18 protein-coding genes are annotated in these 24,464 nt (G+C 38.9%); 15 read left to right on the top strand and 3 right to left on the bottom strand.

Annotated features, from left to right (window positions below):
• Nucleotides 1-5: 5 nt before the first annotated feature.
• Together M72_RS10280 and M72_RS10285 are read right to left on the bottom strand one after the other, a co-directional pair.
• Nucleotides 6-1,424, bottom strand: coding sequence for an SIR2 family protein (locus M72_RS10280; protein ID WP_055068164.1), 1,419 nt, complete (start codon nucleotides 1,422-1,424; stop codon nucleotides 6-8).
• A 116-nt stretch (nucleotides 1,425-1,540) separates the two neighbouring features.
• The gene (locus M72_RS10285; RefSeq protein WP_055068165.1) at nucleotides 1,541-2,461 is read right to left on the bottom strand and encodes a tyrosine-type recombinase/integrase; all 921 of its coding nucleotides are present in this window, start codon (nucleotides 2,459-2,461) and stop codon (nucleotides 1,541-1,543) included.
• A 206-nt stretch (nucleotides 2,462-2,667) separates the two neighbouring features.
• Here M72_RS10285 and M72_RS10290 point away from each other — a divergent pair, with 206 nt between their 5' ends.
• From M72_RS10290 to M72_RS10315, 6 genes are all read left to right on the top strand, one after another.
• Nucleotides 2,668-3,321, top strand: a complete 654-nt coding sequence (locus M72_RS10290) for a hypothetical protein (RefSeq protein WP_261291818.1) — start codon at nucleotides 2,668-2,670, stop codon at nucleotides 3,319-3,321.
• Between the two features lie 58 nt (nucleotides 3,322-3,379).
• The gene (locus M72_RS10295; RefSeq protein ID WP_055068166.1) at nucleotides 3,380-3,880 is read left to right on the top strand and encodes a hypothetical protein; all 501 of its coding nucleotides are present in this window, start codon (nucleotides 3,380-3,382) and stop codon (nucleotides 3,878-3,880) included.
• 185 nt (nucleotides 3,881-4,065) lie between these two features.
• The gene (locus M72_RS10300) at nucleotides 4,066-4,371 is read left to right on the top strand and encodes a helix-turn-helix domain-containing protein (RefSeq protein WP_261291825.1); all 306 of its coding nucleotides are present in this window, start codon (nucleotides 4,066-4,068) and stop codon (nucleotides 4,369-4,371) included.
• 151 nt (nucleotides 4,372-4,522) lie between these two features.
• Nucleotides 4,523-5,578, top strand: coding sequence for an SIR2 family protein (locus M72_RS10305; protein WP_055068168.1), 1,056 nt, complete (start codon nucleotides 4,523-4,525; stop codon nucleotides 5,576-5,578).
• 13 nt (nucleotides 5,579-5,591) lie between these two features.
• Nucleotides 5,592-7,325 carry an ATP-binding protein gene (locus M72_RS10310; RefSeq protein ID WP_055068169.1) on the top strand — a complete coding sequence of 578 codons (1,734 nt, stop codon included), beginning with the start codon at nucleotides 5,592-5,594 and terminating at the stop codon, nucleotides 7,323-7,325.
• 108 nt (nucleotides 7,326-7,433) lie between these two features.
• Nucleotides 7,434-10,688, top strand: coding sequence for a restriction endonuclease (locus M72_RS10315; RefSeq protein WP_055068170.1), 3,255 nt, complete (start codon nucleotides 7,434-7,436; stop codon nucleotides 10,686-10,688).
• Here the strand turns inward: M72_RS10315 and M72_RS10320 are convergent.
• Nucleotides 10,685-12,349: a carbamoyltransferase family protein gene (locus M72_RS10320; protein WP_055068171.1), complete on the bottom strand. Its 1,665-nt coding sequence runs from the start codon at nucleotides 12,347-12,349 to the stop codon at nucleotides 10,685-10,687. The two genes, M72_RS10315 and M72_RS10320, sit on opposite strands and share 4 nt — an antisense overlap.
• A gap of 832 nt (nucleotides 12,350-13,181) precedes the next feature.
• Between M72_RS10320 and M72_RS10325 the strand changes: the two genes are divergently transcribed.
• From M72_RS10325 to proC, 9 genes are all read left to right on the top strand, one after another.
• Nucleotides 13,182-13,595, top strand: coding sequence for a hypothetical protein (locus tag M72_RS10325; protein WP_055068172.1), 414 nt, complete (start codon nucleotides 13,182-13,184; stop codon nucleotides 13,593-13,595).
• A gap of 112 nt (nucleotides 13,596-13,707) precedes the next feature.
• Nucleotides 13,708-13,980, top strand: a complete 273-nt coding sequence (locus tag M72_RS10330; RefSeq protein WP_261291819.1) for a DUF6870 family protein — start codon at nucleotides 13,708-13,710, stop codon at nucleotides 13,978-13,980.
• 135 nt (nucleotides 13,981-14,115) lie between these two features.
• A complete protein-coding gene (locus tag M72_RS10335; protein WP_055068173.1) occupies nucleotides 14,116-15,798 on the top strand; it encodes a recombinase family protein in 1,683 nt (560 codons plus the stop codon).
• 2 nt (nucleotides 15,799-15,800) lie between these two features.
• Entirely contained in the window at nucleotides 15,801-17,501 is a 1,701-nt protein-coding gene (locus M72_RS10340; RefSeq protein WP_176694786.1) for a recombinase family protein, read from the top strand.
• A 1-nt stretch (nucleotide 17,502) separates the two neighbouring features.
• Nucleotides 17,503-19,074 carry a recombinase family protein gene (locus M72_RS10345; RefSeq protein WP_055068175.1) on the top strand — a complete coding sequence of 524 codons (1,572 nt, stop codon included), beginning with the start codon at nucleotides 17,503-17,505 and terminating at the stop codon, nucleotides 19,072-19,074.
• Between the two features lie 286 nt (nucleotides 19,075-19,360).
• Nucleotides 19,361-20,695: a citrate/2-methylcitrate synthase gene (locus M72_RS10350; protein ID WP_055068176.1), complete on the top strand. Its 1,335-nt coding sequence runs from the start codon at nucleotides 19,361-19,363 to the stop codon at nucleotides 20,693-20,695.
• A 100-nt stretch (nucleotides 20,696-20,795) separates the two neighbouring features.
• Entirely contained in the window at nucleotides 20,796-22,301 is a 1,506-nt protein-coding gene (locus tag M72_RS10355) for a methyl-accepting chemotaxis protein (RefSeq protein WP_055068177.1), read from the top strand.
• An 85-nt stretch (nucleotides 22,302-22,386) separates the two neighbouring features.
• A complete protein-coding gene (argJ, locus tag M72_RS10360; protein WP_022047111.1) occupies nucleotides 22,387-23,619 on the top strand; it encodes a bifunctional glutamate N-acetyltransferase/amino-acid acetyltransferase ArgJ in 1,233 nt (410 codons plus the stop codon).
• Between the two features lie 7 nt (nucleotides 23,620-23,626).
• A complete protein-coding gene (gene proC / locus M72_RS10365; RefSeq protein ID WP_055068178.1) occupies nucleotides 23,627-24,427 on the top strand; it encodes a pyrroline-5-carboxylate reductase in 801 nt (266 codons plus the stop codon).
• The last annotated feature ends 37 nt before the right edge of the window (nucleotides 24,428-24,464 follow it).

The following is a 24,464-nucleotide window of genomic DNA, read 5'->3' on the forward strand; positions in this document are numbered from 1 at the left end:
GCTTTTTAATATTTAGTTTGAATTATATTAACTACAGTTAAAACTGCGTCGATTACTTTATTAGGATTCGTACAATTTTGTAAAATATTCTCCTCCTCTTTTAAATATGGAAAATCGTTAATATGTAAACTTACTTCATCCCATATTTTCTTTGCCATATAACCAGTAGATCCTATAGGAATTATGTAAGCTCCAGATTCTAATGCAATTTTATATTCTTCATATACACCATCTGCCAAAATAGTTCCAGCATCTGACTCTTTGTTTCCAAACATAAAAATTGCTATGCCTGCGTATTTATAAATTCCCTTTCGATACTCCTTTTTTAATTGTATATAATCAAATCTATTTTTATCTTCATAAGGAAAAGCCTTAATCATCAAATGTTTTTCAAGTTTTCCAATATTTGATTGGCATTCCTCAATTACAGAACTAATCACGTAACTTCCGATACCTCTTGCATGACCTGTGATTATTCTGTAATCTTTTTGACATAAACTACTAACTAACTTTTTAATAAATAGTGGTGCTGTTGTTTCCCAATCTTTTCCATATTCATGAGCAGCTCCAGATATAAATATATTTTTACATTTTGATGCTGTTTTTATTTCCTTTAAAATAGCAGGAATTTGATCATAACTATCAATAAGAACTGTTTCAATACCATAACGTTTTAAATCATGTATTTGTAATTCCTGTTTATTTAAATCATAATAATAGTTTTTGGATCTTTTCTTATAATCGTCTTTTTGTATTTTTTTTAAAAATAAATAATGGGTCCTGCGATTTTTATCCAATAAGATTCTTATTCTACTTAGTATATATTTTAAATTTGGGTCTTCAAAGCTAAAACCTATAAATAAAAAAGTTTTTGACACCAAATCTCCTTGCAATGTTGTTGTGAATAATTGTCTTTTGTCATTATAGATTTCATAGTCATCTTTTAATATCACACATGATGAAGGGTCTAAATAATCACCATGCATTTTATATACAACTGCATCATTTCCTGACAAGTTAGTTGCTAAACTTTCAATGGTCATTTTAATATCAATACGTTTTCCGTATTTTTTTAATGTATCTTCAAGTAAGTGGTCATAATTGGTAGTCCAAAATACTCGAATTGGTAAATCCGCTAATATGCGTATACTTTCGCTTTCCTGCGATTCTGTTACAAACCGATTTAAAATCTTTTCATTTATTTCATTTCTACTTCTTTTTTCATTACAATAATATTGTGCTACTTCCACTAAATCTGGCTCTTTTTCTACATCCAACTGAATTTCTTGTGCCAAATCATTTAGTAGTTCTTTCCAATTTACAAATCCAGATGCTTTAGATAATCCTGCACCTGCAAATATTGCAGCATATCCTTCTTGGATTGCTTTCGAATAAGCTTTTTTAAATTCTGATATTGTAATCATTCTTTAGTTTCCTTGTAATTTTAAATGTTTTTCATATATATTTGACGGATAATATTGGATTATCTATTATTTATTAAAGTGGGCAATCCATAAGATTATTGGATTGCCCATAAAATTTATATGTGAAAATCTTTCCGGGGGTGCTTTGTAGCAAGGATGTCTCTTTGTTTAGATACTGTAACGTGTGTATATATTTCTGTAATATTAATGGAACTATGTCCTAGCATCTCCTGAATATAACGAATGTCAACATCAGCTTCTAAAAGGCTTGTTGCAAATGTGTGACGGAACATATGAGGCGTTATGTGCTGATCTATAGAGGCTAGAGAGGTATACTTGTTAATCATTCTGCGTACGGACTGATCGGACAGTGCTTTTCCAGATTGATTTATGAAAAAGTTATTGCAGGCTTGCCGTTCTGTGTCAAAGGCATCGTTATATTCTGTTAAAATATTAATTACTGCTTCATTGCCAATTTGGATGCGTCGTTCCTTGTCTCCTTTCCCATAGATAAGAATTGTTCCGTCGTACAAATTCACATCATTGATTTTTAAAGAACAAAGTTCTGATATTCTCATGCCAGTTGCAAATAATAGTTCCGCAACGGCTGCATCTCTAAGAGCATTTCTTTTCTGGTAAGAAGTCTTGGCATTTTCCCGTTGCTTGTATATTGTAGATAAAAATGTTTCAACCGTATGTAGGGGAATGGTCTTAGGCAGTATTACGGGTTCGCGGAAGTGTATCAGTATTTTGCTGAATGGATTATGGTCAATGATATCCTTGTATTCCAGGTAATGGAATAAGGCTTTTACCGATGCTATTTTGCGTTTTACGGTTTTGGGTTTATATTGTTCATGCAGCCGGGCGATATACTGTTCCAATGTTTTGGAAGTAATTTCTGCAATATTGATGATGGAAATTTGTTCAGAAAACTGCCGCAGATCGATTCGATATGCTTTCAGTGTTTTCTCATCAAGACATTTTTGCGAATTGCAGTATTCCAAATAATTGTTAATGACTGTTTCTAAAGTATCCATAGTTCAAATCTCCTTTGTTTTTATGTTATTTCAAAAATATATCGTACATTGATTTGGGCTTCTCTGCTACAGCGTGATATTTATTTCACAGAATGATAAAAAGTCTATCTTGTATTTATTCGTGGGGGTAAATACGGTTTTCAAACAATATGATTTTGGAGAAAAGGCAATGTGCCATTTTCTGTAAATGAAGGTCGTTTTCTGCAATGGGCATTGATAATTTGTACAGAATTGTTTATATTGAAAGCAAATTTTTAAGTGAGGTAATAGAGATGGATATATCAAATACTATTAGTACGGTAAAAGTATCTGGCAGTTCCAGCATTAGTGTTAAAAAAGCTTCTGAAAAGAACAAGTGGCAATTAACAGATTCGCTAAAAGAAAAAATTGTTGAATTGGCTAAGAAAGATGCGAAAAACAACATATATATGGGAAATGAGTTTATGAACTTGCGGAAAGCAGAGGTCGCTAAAGTGGCACCAAATCGGGCAGCACTGATAGGTAAGTTCAACCAATTAATGAGTTCTGGAAATATGGGCGATATGAAAGAAATACAAGAGGCAGACAAAAGATGGCTGTGTATTTTATTTGGGATACCATATGAGGCTGAATATCAGGGAGAGGGAACTGGTTCTGCGATCCATATATATAATGAGGGAGGGGAAGAAGTTCTTACATACACTCAAGGAGTAGGGTGGCATGAGAAGGAGACAAAAGCAGAAACGGGTGTACATTCAGCGTTAAAATCAGCATATTATGAGGCATACCATGACGCAAGAAAGGCGCTAAACAATGGAACAAATGTGGAAATCACAAATGAAAATGTTGTGGTGCAAAGTAATTTCGATATGAAAGCATAAAGTATGTAATTCATCAAATGTATATAAGGGGAATTTGACAGACAGGAGGAATACGATTATGGTAAAGTCAATGAAGAAAGTAAAGAGAATAATAGCGGTTGCTTTGGTATTCACAATGTTGTTTGCTTCACAGGTAACAGCGTTTGCAGCAGACACGAAAGCAACGAAATCAGCAAATAAAGATATGTCGATTGCATTGATGCCGGGAGTTACAGGGGATTCCAATACAGTTGCTTTTAATTTTAGCGGTCTGCCGGATAATGCGATTGTAAAAGAAGTTACGGTTGATTGCTCCAGTGCATCTGTAATCGGTGGAAAAGGCGCAATATTGGCACAGAGCCTTACAATTACCAGTCCTAGCGGGGAAACGCATACTGTTAGTTGGGGCAGAGGTAATGTGACTACTACCAACTTATTTATAGCGGAAAAAGCTGCCGGAACATGGTCTGTGTATATGACAGGGACAAATATTGCATCTCCGAGTCTTGGCTCTGCATTTATCGGGGGTACAAAATATTCAAGACCTAAAATGACAATAATTTACATTTTAGAAGAGTAAAATTAAATATTCCCTACATACACATTTGTATGAATAACATTAAATAAAATCAGTCTTTGAAATATTTTGTTGCCGTTTCCTGCAAAAATAGGTCATTTTCTGTAAAGGTTCTTGAATATAAGAAGATGTTTGTTAACATTAAACATTATACTTGTTAAAAGTAGATTGGTGAGCGGATTAAGGCAATCAGGCTCCATAATGGAATGACACAAAGCAGACTGGCGGAGAAACTGGACTATACCAGTGAATGTCAGCAGCAGAGGATTGAAAGCAGGGAAACTTCCTGTTCTGTGGATAAACTGATGGAACTGGCACAGATTCTCGGAGTGAGTACGGATTATTTGCTGTTTGGATATGAGAGTGCCTGTAGAGATGACATGGAAAAGTATATGTCAGGAAAATCAGACAGGGAGAAAGAGTACATATGCCGGGTACTGGATGCTGTGGTATCGAATATGGGTGTGTTGTTGAATGGGGAGAGACGAAATTAGTAGAATATGATGATTTTTTGGGGATGTGTGATATAATTTTAAAGAAAATAGTGATATCTACAAGAAGTGTTTTGAACCTATAGATGAACAAGAGAGTTGTACGGATGACAGTATAAAAGAGATAATTAGGAAATATTAGAAAGGTGTGGATATGGAGTATCTGGAAATACATTCAGAAATTTTCGATGATATAGTGGAAGACATCAAACAAAGAAATCTTTCAAGGAATAATATGCCCAAAATTATTGTGGGGACAGGACTTTCTGTGATTTATGGTGTTCCGGGGATGAAGGAATTAGCAGAGCACTTGGCAAAAGAAATTGCACAGTCAAGTGATGAACATTTGAAAGAAATTTGGAAGAATCACTGTGATGAAATAGAAGCAAATGGCTTAGAGGCAGGTTTGGCTAATCTTGCACAAAATGAAAATGAGTTAGTAGATGCGATTAAGCCGATAACAGCAAAGTTTATTTTGGAGAGTGAGGAAAAACTTCACAGAACGATTTATGAAAAAGATACTGGTTTTTGCAGGCTGCTGAACTATTTGAGTGGTACGGTTAGTGTCGATAAAAAGATAATTGATATTATGACACCAAACTATGACCGGATTATAGAGATTATATGTGACAAGTTGGGGATAGGCGTTATCACAGGATTTTACGGGAGCCTGTATGGAAAATTCAGTAGAAATCTGTTAAAACAGCCAACAGAAGTATATAATTGTAAGAATTATTCATGGATCAGGCTTTTTAAACCTCATGGCTCCATAAATTGGATTAGTGAGAATGGAAAAGAATACCTAACAAATGATTATGAAATTCTAAAAGAAAAAGCAGAATATATTGAGATTGTAACACCTGGAAGTTCAAAGTATAAGGTGGGAATGACAAACAATACGTTTCGATGTATGAGAGAAGAATTTAATGAGCTGTTGAATCCGAGGGATAATTATTCGCTTTTAATATATGGATATGGATTTAATGATGATCATTTTGATACTGCACTATTTGACAGTTTTCAGAAGAATGTCCTTATTTTATCAAGGGATGTTAAGCCAGATATAATCAATAAGGCACTGGAGAAAAAGAACATTACTGTATTTTATCATGAGGATGACAGAGAATATATGATTTATAAGTCGAAAAAATACACAATAGACTTGCCAGTGTGGGATATTAATCAATTTGCTGATTTGTTTATAGGATAAAAGGGGTGATTTTATGGCGGGAAATATTAATGATTGCTTGGCAGACACAAATTGCATAGGTATGGTGGAAAATGTAGACACCCGAAAAGTTGTGGTGGGGGTTGAAAATGAAGGAGTACTAAATACATTAAAAATCAACGATATTGTTGTTTTGGGTGGAAGTAATTCTGATGAGAAGCTGATTGGAATTTTGACTAAGGTGACAAAGAAGAAAGTTGAATTTGATGAAACAGAGCAGACCGAAGACCTATCGTATTCAAATAACTGCTGTGTCATTAATTTGGTGGGAAGTTTTTACAATAAATATGGTGCCGGAAGTGAGAATAAATTCAAAAGAGCAATTAATACATATCCAGAAATAAATAGTAAAGTATATCAGGCGAATGAAGCCGCAATGCAGATGATAATGAATGCTGTGAGCGGCAAGGCGGCAGAGAGCAAAAGTTTAGAAATCGGACATTTTGCCAGCAATAAGGATGTGCCAGCAATATTAGATGGCAACCGTTTCTTTCAACGACATGCATGTATTGTTGGCAGTACAGGAAGTGGAAAATCCTATACAGTTGCCAGTGTATTGGAAAAAGCCAATCAATTACCATATGCCAATATGGTCGTTTTCGATTTGCATGGGGAATATAATGAGTTATCTTATGCAGATCAGATTAAGATTTGTGATGAACCAGGTGGTTTACACATTCCATTATGGTTTTTCAATTATGAGGAAATTCATTCATTGTTTGTAGAATCATCAGAAGGGACATCAACTAATCAAAGGGCGGCGGTAATCAATTATATTTTGCAGAAGAAAAAGGAATATATCAAAAATAACATGAGTGCTGTTTCAGAAGAAATAGTCACTGCTGATACACCGGTTCCTTTTTCAGCAAAGGAACTAATAGAATATCTGGAGAATCAGAATATTTTAGAAGTCGATACTGGAGAAGTCTATAAATCAGGCGATAGTAAGGGACAGGCAAAGACGAAGAAAGGGCAGTACTATGACAAATTGACCAACTTGATTACCCGTCTGAGAACAAAGATGGATGATAAAAAGTATGGATTTGTATTTAATGAAGAGGATACAACGCAGGCGGATTATCTAAATCAATTTGCTGCAAGGATTATGGGGAACGATAAATATCGAATTAAGGTTATAGATTTATCAGAGGTTCCATCCGATATGTTAGCAATTATCATTGGTATTGTCACTCGTATAATATATGATATACAGTTTTGGATGACTCCGGCAAAAGATGAGGTACGTCATCCGTTGGTGCTGGTGTGTGATGAGGCTCATATTTATATGTCTAATGACATGTCAAAAATGAAAGCGGTAGAGAAGAAATCCCTTGAAATTTTTGAGAAGATTGCAAAAGAGGGAAGAAAATATGGGATCGGGCTGCTGATAGTATCTCAAAGACCAGCAGAATTAAATACAACAATCATGTCTCAGTGTAATAATATCGTCAGCCTAAAGGTAACTAATGACAGGGACAAATCGGCAGTGGCGGCAATGCTGACAGATTCATTAGTGGGAATTGTGGAAATGCTTCCCAATCTGGATGTTGGTGAATGTGTTGTCGTTGGTGATGCAATTATGTTGCCATCAAAGATTATCCTAGATAAGCCGAAAGAAAAGCCCAAGAGTGCAACTATAGATTTTTGGGATAGATGGTATGACGGAAAGCAGACAGTTTTTGATATTGATGCGGCAACGTTGAATTTAATAAAGCAGTCGAGAGGATAAGGAACTAATAAAAAGTGAAAGATAATCCGGTATTATCCAATAAATTTGACAGAAATAAGGGGCAATTCTAAATTATCTACCATAAGAAGTGATAGGAGAAGGAAATGTATGAGGCGATATTCTAGTGGGAAGTCTCCCAATTTAACATGGCAGATGGAAGCAAATTTGGGACAAAACTTTGAAGATTTTGTTGCAAAAATTATTATGGCACAATTGCGTCAGCTACATCCACAAGTACAAGTATTCCAGACACGGCGCGTAGCAGATGGTGGAAAGGATGTTATTGTTTCCACCAAAATTAACACTGTGAATATTTTAGGTCAGAGTTTTACTTCATTTAACGGTAAAGGAATCCAAATATGTTTTGAGTGCAAAAGTACAGATAATAGCATTTTAAGGTATGATAAAATTTCTTCTAGTAGTTCCAGAATGCAATTTCAAGACACCGAGAAGTATGATTATTATGTTCTGGTAACTAATAGTGAAATTTTGCCGCAAACATACTGGTATTTGACTAAGTCGCTGGAAAGAAGCAACATATCATTCCGATTAATAGATGGGTATTTATTGGGCACGTACCTTTTAAGTCTCGAAGATCCAAAGTTGCAACATGCACTCAATAATCCGTATAGTTTATCAGATCATACGGATTTTTACTATGAGTATCAGGTTGATACTGTAGTTTCACAATTAACTAATCGATATGATTTATATATGCTTTTTCGAAATTACTCCAATAATGAAAAGCATTGTGTTTTACAGCTTAGGACAGATGTGGATTGGAACACTTCCGAAGACAATATATCCTTTGTGATTGCACCCAGTGGTGCAGCCGTCAAAAAAGTAACGGTAGAACAAAAACACTTTGATGGCATCCCAGAGCTCCTATTTCACATTCAAATTAATGGCACAGAATCAGTTGTTATGATTAATGGAATAAATGGCACACAGATTTTTGAACCTCCATTTTTTGGAGAATCAAGAATCCGAATTGTTAACGACCTTGAGGAAAGGCTAAAGTCGACCATGCCACCAAGCATTGTCTGCTTTTGGGGGGATGCCGGAATTGGTAAAACGAGACTTGTGCAAGAATTGTTCTCAAGATTGCAGGGCACGCTATTTGATCTTTATGAATGTAAACTTCAACAGGGTCATACTCCCCAAAAAGAAATTGAAAGATTTCTGCTTAATCATGGATACATACAAGAGGGGCAGTATGTGGATTTTGTTTCTATGATAGAAAACTGTAGGACTCCGTTTGGGAATCAAGCGGTAATATTTTTAGATGATTTTCACAATGCAGACGATAGCTTCCTTTGCGAAATACAAAGGCTAAAGTCTAACCTATCTTCAATCACGTTGCTGATTAGTGGAAGAACCGATTTTACCATCGGGAACATCAATTACTTGTCGTTTGTTCAATGGGCAGATGAAAATTTGCCAGAGTCGTGCTTCAATGTAGAGCCGCTTACTGATGATGAAGCTAAAAATTTAATTAGGGTGTTGATTGACGGTATACCTCCATATGCATTAGACCGTTTATTTAATCTAAGTGCGAAAAACCCACTTTTTATTGTTCAATATGTAGAGTATCTGTTGGATTGTAGTTTGGTAAAGATTCAAAATAGGAATACGGTAGGCATTATAGATATTAACAAATTCCATGTAAAACGTTTTATGCCAACACAGATTGCAGATATCTACTATCAGAGGCTTTCTCATCTACAAAAAGAGAAAGATGGCGAAACCTGTTTGAATCTATTGTACAAAATTGCGTTATGCAATGGTAAAATGAACCTTGCGTTATTTAACATGTTTTTTGAGGATTCATCTGATCAATTGAATGAATTGATGCGACGGCGCCTATTAAAATATGAAGAAAATGAAACGATTGCTTTTGTTCACGAAAGTTTATTTCTATACGTGAGCGAACAGTTGAAAGGTAAAAAAGCAATAAGAACTTTTCTCGCAAAAGAGATTGTATCCATGCCAAACATTGATCATGTTTTAGGTATGTTTCAAACCGGAAGACTCTATTTATACAGCAAAGATTACAAGAAGGCAAGAGAATATCTACACACGATTGAAACATGGCTAATCGCAGTGGATAATATTTCAAATGTCAATGTAAACTTAAATTATTATAAATATTTAGATGATATGTTTGAGTTGCTTCGACATGCTCGCAAAAATTTACCTCTAGCAAAAAAGGCATTGCTGATGCGAGTATATATCACTCTTCATCATTTTGCCCCGATTAAAGCAGTAGATGAATGTGATATTGTGTTAAAAAAACTTAAACAATATAAGATGGTAGATGATAGACCATTTTGTCTTTCCATTATGGAATTAAAAGCTCATGCCTTAATGAACGCAGGCTTGTATCCAGACGGAGAAATCTTACTAAAGGAAATCCAAGCAGATTGGTTGTGCAATAAAGAAATATTATCTGATGAAACTTTGTTCGATCTATATGATAGATTGGCAGCAGTTTATCGGGCATTCAATTTAATAGACTTATCTAAGACATATAATACTCTGTCAATAACCTTAGCTGACAAATTGGATGACAATAGGTTAAGAGCCTTGGCATATAGAACAAAATTTAAAATAACTCTATATCCTAATATGGATCTTTCTAGCGAAAGCTTGCGAAAGTCCATAGAAGCAACTGCACTGATGCCATCCAAAAGGATTGAAACAGATAATTCTCTAGATGTTTGTGCATTAGAAATATTAAGTAATTCTACTGTTCATCAGGACAAGCTGATTTTAAAGCTTAATTCAATGTTACAAGATATTGAAGCAAACAATCTGCATCGCGCTCAAATTCACTGCTTTTTCTTGCTTGCAATATGCAATCTATTGAAAGGCGAAGAAAAGGCAACCCTTCTAGCGAAAGAATATGTAGATAGAGCTATTAATCTCAGCACATCTTATGGAATTGTAGGATATTTGTGGCGTTTATATAACTTGCAAGCAATTATTGGAATACGAATGGGGTTCGACTCTCAACATATTTATAAAATTTTTTTCACAGTATTTGATATACTGAAAAAGCAAGGGCTTCTATATATAGGGAATCGTGATGCATGCGAAGGGAATATTTTGGCGTTAAGCAATATCGGATACTATTTACAAGAACGTAAATTTGAATCACAGTTCTATCAAACGATGTCCCTTGTTACGTTTGCGGGGCAAGAATACTCTGCGTATCCAAACCAAAATCTATCCGATAACCCGGTTAATACCTTTCTAGTACAGCAATATGCAAAGGCGAGAAAAAGAGAGATATTATTTGCACAAAACACCCCACCCAATCTTCTATGGGATACGCAAACACGCTATCTGCTTATCCTCTAAGGCTTAGTTACTACGCAGTTTCCTATTACTAGAACGTCAATGTTAGTTTTCAAAAAAGTGTTTAACGCATCTTGCGGAGATTCGACAATAGGCTCTCCAGCAACATTGAACGACGTATTTAGTACCACGGATACCCCTATAACTTTTTTCAGTTCAAGCAATAGCTGATGTATAAAGGGGTCGCTCTTTTTTGATACCGCCTGAACGCGAGCAGTATTATCTACATGTGTCACGGCTGACAACTTTTCGCGATATTCTTCTCTAACAACTGGCGCAAGTAACATATAGTCTGAGGAAGCCCGTAATGCAAAATATTTGAACTGATCCTCCTTCGCAACCGTAGGTGCAAAAGGACGGAATTCTTCACGATGTTTAACGCGACGATTTAAGATGTCTTTCATGTGTGGATGGGTTGGATTTGCCAAGATACTTCTATGACATAGAGCTCGCGGTCCTAACTCCGTTCTTCCTCTGTGCATGCCAACAATCTTGTTTTGAGATATATATTCTGCTGTTATCTTTGCCAAATCACCATCTGCATACTTTTTGTAGGAAAGATTTTTCAATCGGATTGCATCTTCAATTTCTTGCTCGGTATAATCTAAACCGATGTAGGGTAAATTAATGTGAAAATCGGATTGTGTTCCGAACATTTCCATGTAAGCATAGTATGCACTGCCAAGAGCTTGACCATCGTCTCCAGCCGATGGAATAATAAAAACATTTTTAAAATTACATTCACAAAGTATTTTATGGTTTAATAGGCAGTTTAAAAATAATCCACCTGCAAGACACAAGTTTTCACATGCGTATCGAGTCTGATAGTTCTTCAACAGCGAAATTATTGCACATTCTGTAAACTCTTGAACTGTGGCAGATATATTCGCACGTTCTTTCAAGATAAAATCTCTATGAGACTTTCCTGACATGATATGCAATGCGTAAATTTCTTCTAACATATCCTTATACTTTAAATCAAAATCTAAATCACGAAAATCTAATTGGGAGTAATCAAAATAAGATTTTCCATACGAAGCAAGTCCCATCGTTTTACCACATTCTCCATGTGCAAAGCCAGTCAAATGCGTAATTTGCGCATATTTTCGTGCTATACTAATTTGATGGTTGCGTACATAATCCGGCATAAAAGGATATATAGTATTTACTGGATTTTCCATTTTGCGCACAACCATATCCTGTGTCCGTGCGGCGAGTGGTTGTATTTTTCCGTGACTACCGTAATACAAAGTTTCAGCTTCTTGCTTATCCCCGATATAGTCACCTCCACCATCCGCAACAAATATCAGGCTTTCGGAAAAAGTGGACGAACAAAAGGAAGAATATGCGTGTGCCCAATGATGTGACAGAAAGAAAAAAGGAATTTCGCGACATCTATAGTGAGCGAAAAAGTCATCCTTATAGAACTGTTTTACCTTTTCACTTTCTATTCCTGCGCCGGACATACCAATGCATGAAACCTGTGAAATATCAATATTGCAATGTTTCAAAACAGCATCAACAGCTGTATAGGGGATTTCAGGAGAGTCAGAGTACTTCACTCGGTCTAATCTTTCATTCGCTATATTAACAACAACCCTTCCGTCAATAATGATACATGCACTTCTGTCATGTTTCACATGAACTCCCAACACAATATTCATAGTACCCTCCATTTCCAATTTTTATGGTAGATAATACCGGATTATCTGTCAAAAAGAGACAACTCACTCGGAGTTGTCTCTTAAAAATTATATTTTAAATTTCCTCTTTGATGTTTTGCTGCAAGAATATCTTTTTACTCTGTTTTAATTCATTTATCCATGATATGCCATACATAAACTTACCAGATTACACCATCCTACTCGCCAATCTGTGTCGTAAAAAATCAGGTGTTTTGTTCTATGATTGTTACAGGCTCAAAGGAGCCTTGATCTTTGAAAAACTGAATAGGACACGCATACATCTGATTTTATTTTTGCTTTTATCCGTAAATACTTTGATTTACGGGTAGGGGTGGCAGAAACCCATTTCGTGCGATGAAGCTCCTCGATACGGATTACTGTGCTGACAAGTCTTTGAACTGTTTAGCGGTTGTGGTGGTCTTGTATTGTGCCCGTGAAGGTCCTAAGCAGAGGTTTGTGCCTACCGGACGTGGCAGCCGGAGATAATGAGATAGAACAGTACCGGAATTTCAGCGAAACGCATTTTCCGGGAGTGGCTCCCTGTAGATTCTGTCTGGTTGGGCATGATGGAGGTGCAGTGTGGGATTGCCGTCCCAATGTATGTTGCCCGGCTGGGGGGTGCTGTCAAGTGGCAGCTAGGAGAATAGCGGCTTTTGCCGCTGTTCTCTGACATGATAAAAGCTGCTAAAAAATGGATTATTATGAAGTTATCTTTTGAGATAAGGGAGCGGCAGATTCGTTTCATTATCTCAGGAGATAACAGCCGGCGTATCTTTCTGTAATAATCTAAGAAAGAGCAGGTAAAGAGAATATGTGTAAGATAGGCATTATGTTAGGTACAGCCGGGGAGAATCTTCCTTCGGCTATTTTATTTATGAACTCCAACAAATCGGAGAAGAACATCCGTAAAAAGGTTGCCAAGACCAGAGAGAAGTGTCTTTCGCATGGAATTATCTTGAGACGTGATGTGGTCATTTGCAAAGGACCGGACAGGGATGTTGATCGTGATGCAGTCAATCTTTTGATTTCCTTTTTGATGACCGGACAGTATGACATGGTGGCGTTGGACAAGCTGACAGATTTAACGGAAGATGTATCCGATATGGAGGAGCTTATGAATGATGCCGCTAAGATTGGTGTCGGGTTCCTTGAATTATCCACAATTGCAAGGATCACCGAGGCAGTGCAGGTACAGGTGGGGGTATATGATAAGTATAACGGATAAAAAGAGTAAAGCCGGGCGCAGTGTCCCGGCTTTTTACATACAGAGGTTTGTATGTCATAGGACAATCTGCGAATTGAATAGAATGAAACAAGCAGAAAATAGGAGAGCTAAAGTGTTAGATATATCAGAGGAAAAACTTGATGCAATGGCGGCTGTGGATATTCGGACTGTGGATATAAACACGCTGACAGATATTCGGGATGTCAAAATTGACACAAAACTGCCCGTAGAAGAAAAACTGGCTTCTTTTGCAAGACAGACAAATAATATCTATGTCCATCGTATGGGAGACTATGTGATTAAGGTCAGATTTCAAAAGGAGGGAGCGAGTATTGACGACAAGATGGAGGAATATCTGCGGCATTTAGCAGAAATTCACATATAGCGTATTTTTGATAAAAATCGAAAAAGCCTTGAAAGAATCGAAAAGTTATGTTAACCTAAAATCAGGATAAATCAAGGAAACTCTTGAATTTTAGGTTTATTACGGCTTAATAACTTAAAAGTCAGGAGTGATCAAATGAATAAAAAACATTTTCTAGCAGCCATGTACCTCCGTCTTTCAAGGGATGACAGCGATGTCGGAGATGTGACAGACAAGGATGGTAGACTGAAATCCGAGAGTAACAGTATCGGAAATCAGAGAGAGCTGATCAGAGCCTTTATCCATGAACAGCAGGATATCGAATTGTATGATATTTATGTTGATGATGGGTTTTCGGGCAGTAATTTCGACAGACCAGAATTTAAAAGAATGATAAGCGACATCGAAGCAGGAAAGGTGAACTGTGTCATTGTAAAAGACCTTTCTCGTTTTGGGCGTGACTATATTGAATCCGGGAGATATATACAAAAAATCTTCCCGGCTCTTTCTGTGCGTTTTATTGCGCTGACAGACCATTATGACAGTTTTCATGCGGATGCAGGGGAGAGCGGCATTGTTCTTCCGGTCAAAAACTTCATTAACGATTCCTATTGCAGAGATATTTCCACAAAAGTGAAAAGCCAGTTTGAAGTAAAGAGAAAGAATGGGGAGTGTATTGCTCCGTTTGCCCTTTATGGATACAGAAAGGCAGATAACAACAAAAATCAGCTTGTGGTGGATGATTATGCAGCGGAAATTGTGCGTAAGATTTTTAACTGGAAAATGGAGGGTGTGGCGGTTTCAGCCATAGCGGATAAATTGAATGAACTTGGTATCCTTTCACCCAAAGAGTATAAAAAATCCACAGGCGAAAATTACAGAGGAGGATTTTCCGGTGCAGTAAAATCCATGTGGAGCAGTGCTACGGTAAAGCGAATACTGACAAATGAAATGTATCTCGGTCACATGGTGCAGGGAAAAACAAAAAAGATAAATTATAAGCTGAAGAAAAGTGTGGAAAAACCTGAAAAAGATTGGGTTAAGGTGGAAAATACCCATGAGCCGATCATATCGGAAGATGTTTTTCTGGTTGTCCAAAACTTGTTGAAGGTTGATGGACGGGTGAGTCCTGTATCAGAGAAAAACAGTTTTTTCACAGGAATATTGTTTTGTGGGGATTGTGGAGAGCAGATGATAAGGCGCGTAAACCGCTATAAGAACACACAGAGGGTTTACTATATCTGTTCCACCAAAAACCGGGGTGAGGGCTGTACAAGACACAGCATACCGGAAGATGCATTAAAGCAGCTTGTATTGGAAATGGTAACGAAATTTGCAAACTGTTTTTTGCAGGAAAAGCAGATGTTTGAAAAAGCTCTGGATATGGAAACAAATTTTGAGTCCATAGTCTATTATGATACCGAAATTGCAAGATTAAAGAAAGAACAGGATAAATATTATTCTCTCTGTTCGGGCTTATATGAGGACTTGAAAGAAGGGATTATCACAAAGAGCGAATTTGAACGTTTGCACAGCGAGTTTAAAAGGAAAGCTGGAGAATTTGAGGAAGCACAGAAAAAACAGGAGCTTATGATTAAGGAACTGTTTAAGAATGGTGTCATCTCTGCAGCAAGGCTAAAGACCATGCAGGACTGTTCGGAATTGAGGGAGATAGACCGTTATACTCTTTGCAGTATGGTAAAGAAGATTTCAGTATATGAAAACCACAGAATTGAAATTGAGTTTTATTATACAGATCAGTATCGCATAATGCGGGAAGTCAACAAGAGAATAAAAGACGAACAGAAGAAAAACTGTGTGGCAGAAAGGAGTGCATAAGAATGGGCAGAGTATCCAAAAGAAAAACAGCAGGCATTCATTCAGAACAGAATGTGAAAGTCAGACGATACAGAGCAGGTATCTATGCAAGACTTTCAGCGGATCACGATGAAAGAAAAAATGAATCAGTGGAGGTTCAGATTGAGATTGCAAGGAAATATGTAGAAGAATTTAATCTGAAGAATACGGAAGAAATCATTGATATTATTGATTGTTATACCGATTTAGGAAAGACCGGCAGCAATTTTGAAAGAGAGGGATTTCTTAGGTTATTGCAGGATATAAGGCTTGGCGAGATAAATTGTGTCATAGTAAAAGATTTGTCAAGGTTTGGCAGAAATTACCTGGAGGCGGGCAATTACATTGAGAAGATATTTCCGTTTTTAGGAGTACGCTTCATTGCAGTTGCCGATGGGTTTGATACCGGAAAGGAAGGCAATGAGAATAAGCAGATGGCTTCCGAAATCAAGAACCTTGTAAACGACATGTATGCAAAGGATTTTTCTAAAAAGGCGAAGCTGCACTTAAAACAGAGGAGAGAAGAAGGCTCTTATGTTGGCGGTCCTCCACCTTATGGATATATGGCAGAATGGAGTGGAAAACGGCGCAGATTGATACCGGATGAAAATACGGTGGATATTGTTCGCTTTATATTTGAAAAATTCGCTGAAACGGAAATCTATACTGCGATTGCGGATGAGCTGAACCACAGGCAGATCAATCCACCTTCTCTGTATAAGAAAACAAAAGAAGTTTACTATACACCCGATGCAGGAGCGTATAAAGGTTGGGATAAGAGTTCGGTGGAGCGAATACTGAAAAGTGAAACCTATACAGGAACTTTGGTGCAGGGAAAAACCAGTATAACGGCAAGGGATGAGAAGAACCGTATTCATAAGCCGGAAGATGACTGGGTGATTACAAAGGATGCACATGAGCCATTGATTGACAGGGAGTTATATCAGAAATCGGTAGAAATTAGGAAAAAAATGAAGGAGCGCAAAGCTTCGTATAATCATCCAACGAAGGGTTATCCGCTTGGGGAAAACATTTTTGATGGTGTACTGTATTGTGGAGTATGCGGCAGAAAAATGACAAGAAGCAGCTATGTACAGCACTATGCAGATGGGGAAAAAGCAAGGCTTGACGGATATTTCTGTTTAAACAGCGGACAGACGAAAATTAAAGTATGCCCGGACTCTAACCGTATTTCAAAGAATGAGCTGGTGGATATATTGTTACCTTTTATCCGTATGGAATTTGCAGTTTTCTTAAACAAGCCAAAGCATTACATGGAGTATGGCAAAGAAAGAATTGCAGAGGCGGTTAAGAAGGCTAAAGCAAGACTAAGGGAAACAGAGGCAAAGCTGAGACGTTCTCAGGAGGAAGAAAGCTGTGTATATATGGATTACCGTGCTGGGAAAATTCCACAAAAAGAATATGTGGCTTTCAAGATGAAGCAGGCGGACATACTGGAAGATCTGAGAAAACAGCAGGAAAGTCAGCAGCAGGAAATAAGAGCATTGGATAAACTCTCCGGAAAATATATGGCAGCTATTAAAGCCCTGTTAAAACTGAAAAGTGGCAAAGAGCTTACAAAGGATATGATAGAAGCGTTTATTTCAAAAATATATGTTTATCCGGGCAAACGTATAGAGGTTATATTTACCTTTACAGCAGACTGTATGGAAGGGGTGAAGTAGAATGGAGCGTTTGGCATTATATTTACGTTTATCCTTAGAGGACGAGGGAGAAAAAGACGAGAGCAATAGTATAAGCAATCAGAGAAAGTTAATATATGAGTACATACATCACGATTCCGAATTAAGCGGGTATGAGGCTGTGGAGTTTAGTGATGATGGCTTCTCCGGCACCAATATGAATAGACCGGGGATGCAAAAGTTGTTAAAGGAGGTAAAGGCAAATAATATCAGATGTATCATTGTAAAGGATATGTCCCGTTTTTCAAGAGATTATATTGAGATGGGTACTTATCTGAACCAGATATTCCCTTTTATGGGCATTCGTTTTATCGCTATCAATGACCATTATGACAGCAGGGAACATCACGGAAGTACCATAGAGATTGATACCGCATTTCAGACACTTTTATATGATCTTTACAGCAAGGATGTATCAGTTAAGGTAAAGGCTTCGATTGAAAATAAGTGTGCAAAGGGAGAATATGTTTTCGGACAGGTTCCCTTTGGATATGAAAAAAGCAAAGAAGAAAAAAATGCAGTTATTGTGAATGAACGAGAGGCAGAAATTGTGCGCTATATCTTTTCTCTTGCGGTGCAGGGGAAAACCAGTGTACAGATAGCAAGACAGCTTTTTGAGGAAAATGTACCCACTATCACGCAGATAAGAAAGCCGGAAAAGAAATATACAGATGGTAAAGTACGTTCGTGGAGTGCAACAAGTATCAGAAGGATATTGAATAATCGTTTTTATCTGGGAGAAATGGCATACGGAAAATCTGTCTGCAAGTCCGTAGGAAGTCAAAAGACGAGAGCTTTGCCAAAAGAAGATTGGAAAATAATTCGGAACAATCATGAGGCTCTCATTTCAGAGGAGATATATGATCAGGTATCATCTTTCAGAGCGGATTGTTCCACAAAGAGAAACAGAGAGAAGCATCCGCTTACAGGGAAATTGTATTGCGGTGGATGCGGTTATTCCATGGTTTATAAGCCACTACGCGAAAAGAACCGTTACAGGCGGTTTGAGTGCCGAAAACATGCTCTGTTGCAAATTCCGGATTGTTGCACTTACATGAATGCTGATCTACTCGAAGAAACCGTATTGATGATGCTGAATAAAGAGTTAATGCTTCGTGGAAATGCCATGAAACAGAAGGAAAGCCTGTCTTCATTTCAACGGGCAGGCATCCAGTCATTGAAAAAGAAACTGGAGGAATGCAGACAGAAACAAAAGCAGATTCGGGCAGAAAAGGATAATTTGTATGAACAGTATGCTTTGAAAGCAATCAGTAGTGAGGAGTATCAGAAACGTTCAAACGAGCTGACAGAGCGCTTATCTTCATTATCCGTAAAGGAATCCGATACAGCGGGAAAGCTTTCTGGATTGGAAAGCGAATACCAGAAAGCAGAGGCTGATATGAAGCAGATTATCCGGTATTCGCATATTGAAGAATTGACGCAGGAAGTGGTTGATGCTTTTATTAGAAGAGTTTATGCTTATAAAGACAAAAGGATAGAGATTGCGTGGAATTTCAGTATGGATTGCGGAGTAAGTCAGGCAAATGGAACTTAGCAATAACTATTCATCAATTTTTACAGGACTTAGCAACTATTTCACATTAACCCAACGAAGTTATGCAGGATTGCGAAATTTTTATTTGAAAAAATAAAAAAAGTTCGTAGCAATAACTTGACATCAACGGGCTATGGAAAAATGAATGTTTACGATGCACTGATGAAATTTTATGGGGTATAAAATTTATATACAAAGCGTAAAAAGATATAAAAAATTTATGAAGTGCTTTTTTTTGAGAACCAAGTACGATATAATGAAAGCAATACAGATTGGAGAGTGAAGCATGGAGAAAAAAGATTTATTAGCAAATTACGCAGCATCAAAACAGAATATGTGTATTACGAATGATACGATCTCGGACGGATTGTTTCAGGAGTATGGGGTAAACAGAGGACTTCGCGATGTCAACGGAAAAGGTGTATTGACAGGTCTGACCCGTATTTCAAAGATTGTGTCCTTCAAAGATGAAAATGGAAAACAGGTGCCATGTGACGGTGAGTTATGGTATCGCGGATATAATGTAAAAACACTGATCAAATCCATTGGACCGAACGAATTCGGCTTCGAGAAAGCAGCATATCTGCTGCTGTTTGGAGAACTTCCGGATCAGGCGCAGCTGGATGAATTCTGTGAGGTGCTCGGCAACAGCCGGACACTTCCGACCAATTTTACCAGAGACGTTATTATGAAGGCGCCTTCTAAGGATATCATGAATTCCATGACACGAAGTATTCTGACACTTGCGGCCTATGATCCGTATACGACAGATTCTTCCATTGAGAACAATATCCGTCAGTGTATGCAGTTGATTGCCAATTTCCCGATGATCGCGGTATATGGATATCACGCATATAATCATTATGAAAATGATTCGAGTATGTATATTCACCGACCGGACCCAAAGCTTTCCACGGCAGAGAATTTCCTTCGTATGTTGCGGCCGAATAAGCAGTATACACAGCTGGAGGCACAGGTGCTTGATGTGGCACTGATGCTTCATATGGAGCATGGCGGCGGTAATAACAGTACGTTTACCACCCGTGTGGTTACTTCTGCCGGTACGGATACATATTCTGCCATCGCTGCAGCAATGTCTTCCCTGAAAGGACCAAAGCATGGCGGTGCCAACATCAAAGTTATGCAGATGATGAATGATATCCGGGAAAATGTGCATGACTGGAGCGATCGTGACGAGGTGAAGTCCTATCTTGGAAAGATGCTGGATGGACAGGTCTTTGATAAGAAGGGATTGATCTATGGTATGGGACATGCCGTGTATTCCCTGTCTGATCCGAGAGAGCGTGTGTTCCGCAGCTATGTGGAGCATCTCGCGGAGGCAAAAGGACGCCAGAAAGACATGAACCTTTACAATATGATAGAAGAAGTGGCTCCGGAACTGATCGCAGAAAAGCGTCATATTTTCAAGGGTGTCAGCCCGAATGTGGATTTTTACAGTGGTTTCGTATATGAAATGCTTGGCATTCCGTCGGAATTGTATACACCATTGTTTGCCATTGCAAGAATTGCAGGATGGAGTGCACACCGGCTGGAGGAGCTGGTGGGATGCAACAAAATTATTCGTCCAGCATATAAGAGTGTCATGGAAGAACTGGAATAAGATTATTACAGCGGACAGAATTGCATTTTATTTTGCTCTGTGCTAGTATGGAAACAGAAACTTTCGTGTGTTATAACTATAAAAGGGGAGAGGACTGATTATGAAAATAAAAGAAAAATATTATCGCTTTGCGGAAAAAGGGCAGCAGATACAGAGAGTAAACCGTTTTTTTGTAACAGAATATCTGATTTTTTATGCATTTATTCTGTTTATGCTCTGGGCATCAAGAGCAAAAGGAGTACGTTCTTTGGGCTTTGCGGCATTTGTCAGTGTGATTGCAGTAGTCTCCGGAGGTGCATTGCTCATTGGATGGAAGCGGCGTCCGGAATCGGAGCGGCTGAGATATCTGGCACTGATCGGGTTATATCTCGTATCATTTTTCATGACTTTTGCATATACGGAGAGCTTTATCCGTTTTCTGGGACTGGCTCCTTTTATCGGCTGTATTTTGTTTTTTGATCCGAAATATTCCAGAATCGGCGGCATCGGTTATCTTGTATTGAATGCGCTGACTGTCTTTGGTCAGATCCGTCAGCAGCCGGAAGGCGTAGCCGGGACAACCAATCTTGTACTGGATCTGCTGGCACTGGGGGTACTGGTATTTGCTGTGATCTTTACAACAAATGTGGCACAGAAATTCAACCATGATACCCGGCACAGTGAACAGCAGGAGCAGCGGAAGCAGCAGGTAATTTTAGACGATGTGATCGGTGTGGCGGAAGAAGTGCGTAAGGGTACGGAATCCGTGATGAAGATTGTCAATGATCTGAATGGATCGACAGAGGTGGTCAATGGTGCGATGAAAGATATTTCTTCCAGCACGCATAGCACGGCGGAAAATATCCAGACACAGACAACCATGACACAGGATATCCAGCATTCAATTGAGCAGACACTGGAAAGTTCCGAGAATATGGTAAAAGTGGCAAAGCAGTCCGGGGAACTGAATCAGAAGAGTATGGAGATCATGGAACATCTGAAGAAACAGTCCGCGGTAATCGCAGAGACAAACTCCGGAGTGGCAGATTCCATGAAAGCGTTACAGGAGCGTACCGAGGCAGTAAAGAGTATTGCAGATACCATCTTTTCCATTTCCAGTCAGACCAATCTGCTGGCGCTCAATGCTTCTATTGAGAGTGCCCGTGCAGGGGAAGCCGGAAAAGGGTTTGCTGTAGTGGCTGATGAAATCCGTCAGCTGGCAGAGAAAACCAGAAGTGAGACAGAAAGCATTGCACAGATTCTGGATGAATTGTTTAAAAATGCAGAGGATGCAGCAACGGCGGTGAGCCGTTCGATTGAGGCTACCAATGCGCAGGATTCCATGATTGCGAAAGCGTCTGAGAGTTTTTCGGGAATGAATGAGAATGTCAATACACTGGTTCAGGAGATCGAAGGCATTGACGGCATGTTAAACCGTCTGTCGGATGCAAACAATCAGATTGTAGACAATATCAGTAATCTTTCTGCAACAACGGAAGAAGTGACGGCCTCTTCCGTACAGGTAGCGGATCTGTCAGTTGAGAATTTAAACTATGCCGAGCAGGCAAAACAGAAACTTGACAACGTGCTTGCGGTATCTCATGAACTGGATAAGTACATAAAGTAAACAGATGGAATGAGATAAAGGTGCCTCAGCAGGAGAAATTCTGCTGAGGATTTTTACTACTATAACTTAGAAGGAGATAAAAATTATGAATGTAACAATGAAACAAGTCGAGGGCGGTGTATGTGCGGCTGCAGGATTTTCCGCAAACGGATTAAACTGTGGGTTAAATCCGGATCGGAACAAAAATGATCTGGCATTGATCTGGTCAGAGAAAGAGTGTACGGCAGCGGCTGTCTATACAACGAATAAAGTAAAGGGTGCACCAATCCTTGTGACAAAGAAACATCTGGCAGCAACCGGAAATAAGGCGAGGGCTGTTATTGTCAACAGTAAGAATGCCAATACCTGTAATGCAGACGGAGAAGAAAAGGCACAGATGATGTGTGATCTGGCTGCAGCAGAGCTGGGCATAAAGGCAGACGAGGTGATCGTGGCATCAACCGGTGTCATTGGACAGAAGCTTCCGATTGAACCGATCCGTGATCATGTGCAGGAGCTGGCACGCGGACTTTCTCCACAGAATCATGGAAAAGCAGCAAATGCCATCATGACAACCGATACCTATGCCAAGGAGACCGCGGTTTCTTTTACGCTTGACGGGAAGACCTGTACGGTTGGCGGTATGGCAAAGGGAAGTGGCATGATCCATCCGAATATGGCTACCACGTTAAATTTTGTTACAACCGATGTTGCGATTTCCTCAGAAATGATCCAGAAAGCACTTTCTGAGATTGTAAAGGTGACATACAATTGTCTGAGCATTGATGGAGATACTTCTACCAATGATATGGTCAGTATTCTGGCAAACGGCATGGCAGAAAATACGCCAGTCACAGCAGAGGGAGAGGATTATGATACGTTCCGTCAGGCGCTGTATCAGGTACTCATGACGCTGACCAAGATGCTTGCCAAGGACGGTGAGGGAGCATCGAAGATGCTGGAGTGTACCTGTAGCGGTGCGCCGGATCAGGATACCGCAATCATTATTGCAAAGAGTGTGATCCGTTCCCCACTGTTTAAGTGTGCAATGTTTGGGGAAGATGCCAACTGGGGACGTATTTTATGTGCAATCGGTTATGCGGATGCGGAGTTTGATATCAACAAAGTGGATGTGGATCTGGCATCGTCCAAGGGAACCATTGCCGTATGCAGAAATGCTGCCGGTGTAGATTTCTCTGAGGAGAAAGCAAAAGAAATCTTAGAGGAAGATGAAATTTATATCAATATTGATCTGCATCAGGGAGAGGCATCTGCCAAAGCCTGGGGATGTGATCTGACGTATGATTATGTAAAAATTAATGGAGATTATAGGAGCTAGATAGAACATGGAAAAGAAAATCGGTTTTATCGGCTGTGGAAATATGGGAACAGCCATGATACAGGGAATTTTGGAATCCGGAAAATGCCCTCCGCAGGAGATGATGATTTCCTGTCGTACGAAGAAAACGCTGGAAGAAAAGAAAGCACAGTTCGGAGTGCAGATCAGTACGGACAACCGGGATGTGGCAGCATTTGCAGACATTTTGTTTGTGGCAGTAAAGCCACAGTTTTATGCCGAAGTGTTAGAGGAAATCAAGGATCTTCTTACAGAAGAGCAGATTCTGGTATCCATCGCGCCGGGAAAGACACTGGTATGGTTTGATGAAGTGCTCGGACGAAATTTAAAAGTGATTCGTACGATGCCGAATACCCCATCTATGGTCAAAGAAGGCATGATGGGTATGTGTGCGGGAGCACGTGTGACGGATGAGGATATGGCTCTGGTGCGGGATCTCTGCAGTGGATTTTCACAGACGGAAGTCATTTCGGAGCATCTGATGGATGTGGTTACTGCCGTCAGCGGAAGCTCTCCGGCCTATGTATTTATGTTTATTGAAGCCATGGCAGATGCAGCAGTGGCTGGTGGAATGCCGAGACAGCAGGCGTACAAATTTGCCGCACAGGCGGTACTTGGAAGTGCAAAGATGGTTCTTGAGACGGGAAAACATCCGGGAGAACTTAAAGATATGGTATGCTCTCCGGCAGGAACCACCATTCAGGCAGTGCGTGTGCTGGAGGAAAAAGGCATGCGCAGCAGCGTGATCGAGGCAATGATGAAGTGCCTGGATATCTCCCGCAATATGTAAAACCGTTTACTTGCTTTTTCTGTTGAAAATGTGTAGA

This window comes from Roseburia faecis (assembly GCF_001406815.1).
GTDB lineage: Bacteria > Bacillota > Clostridia > Lachnospirales > Lachnospiraceae > Roseburia > Roseburia faecis.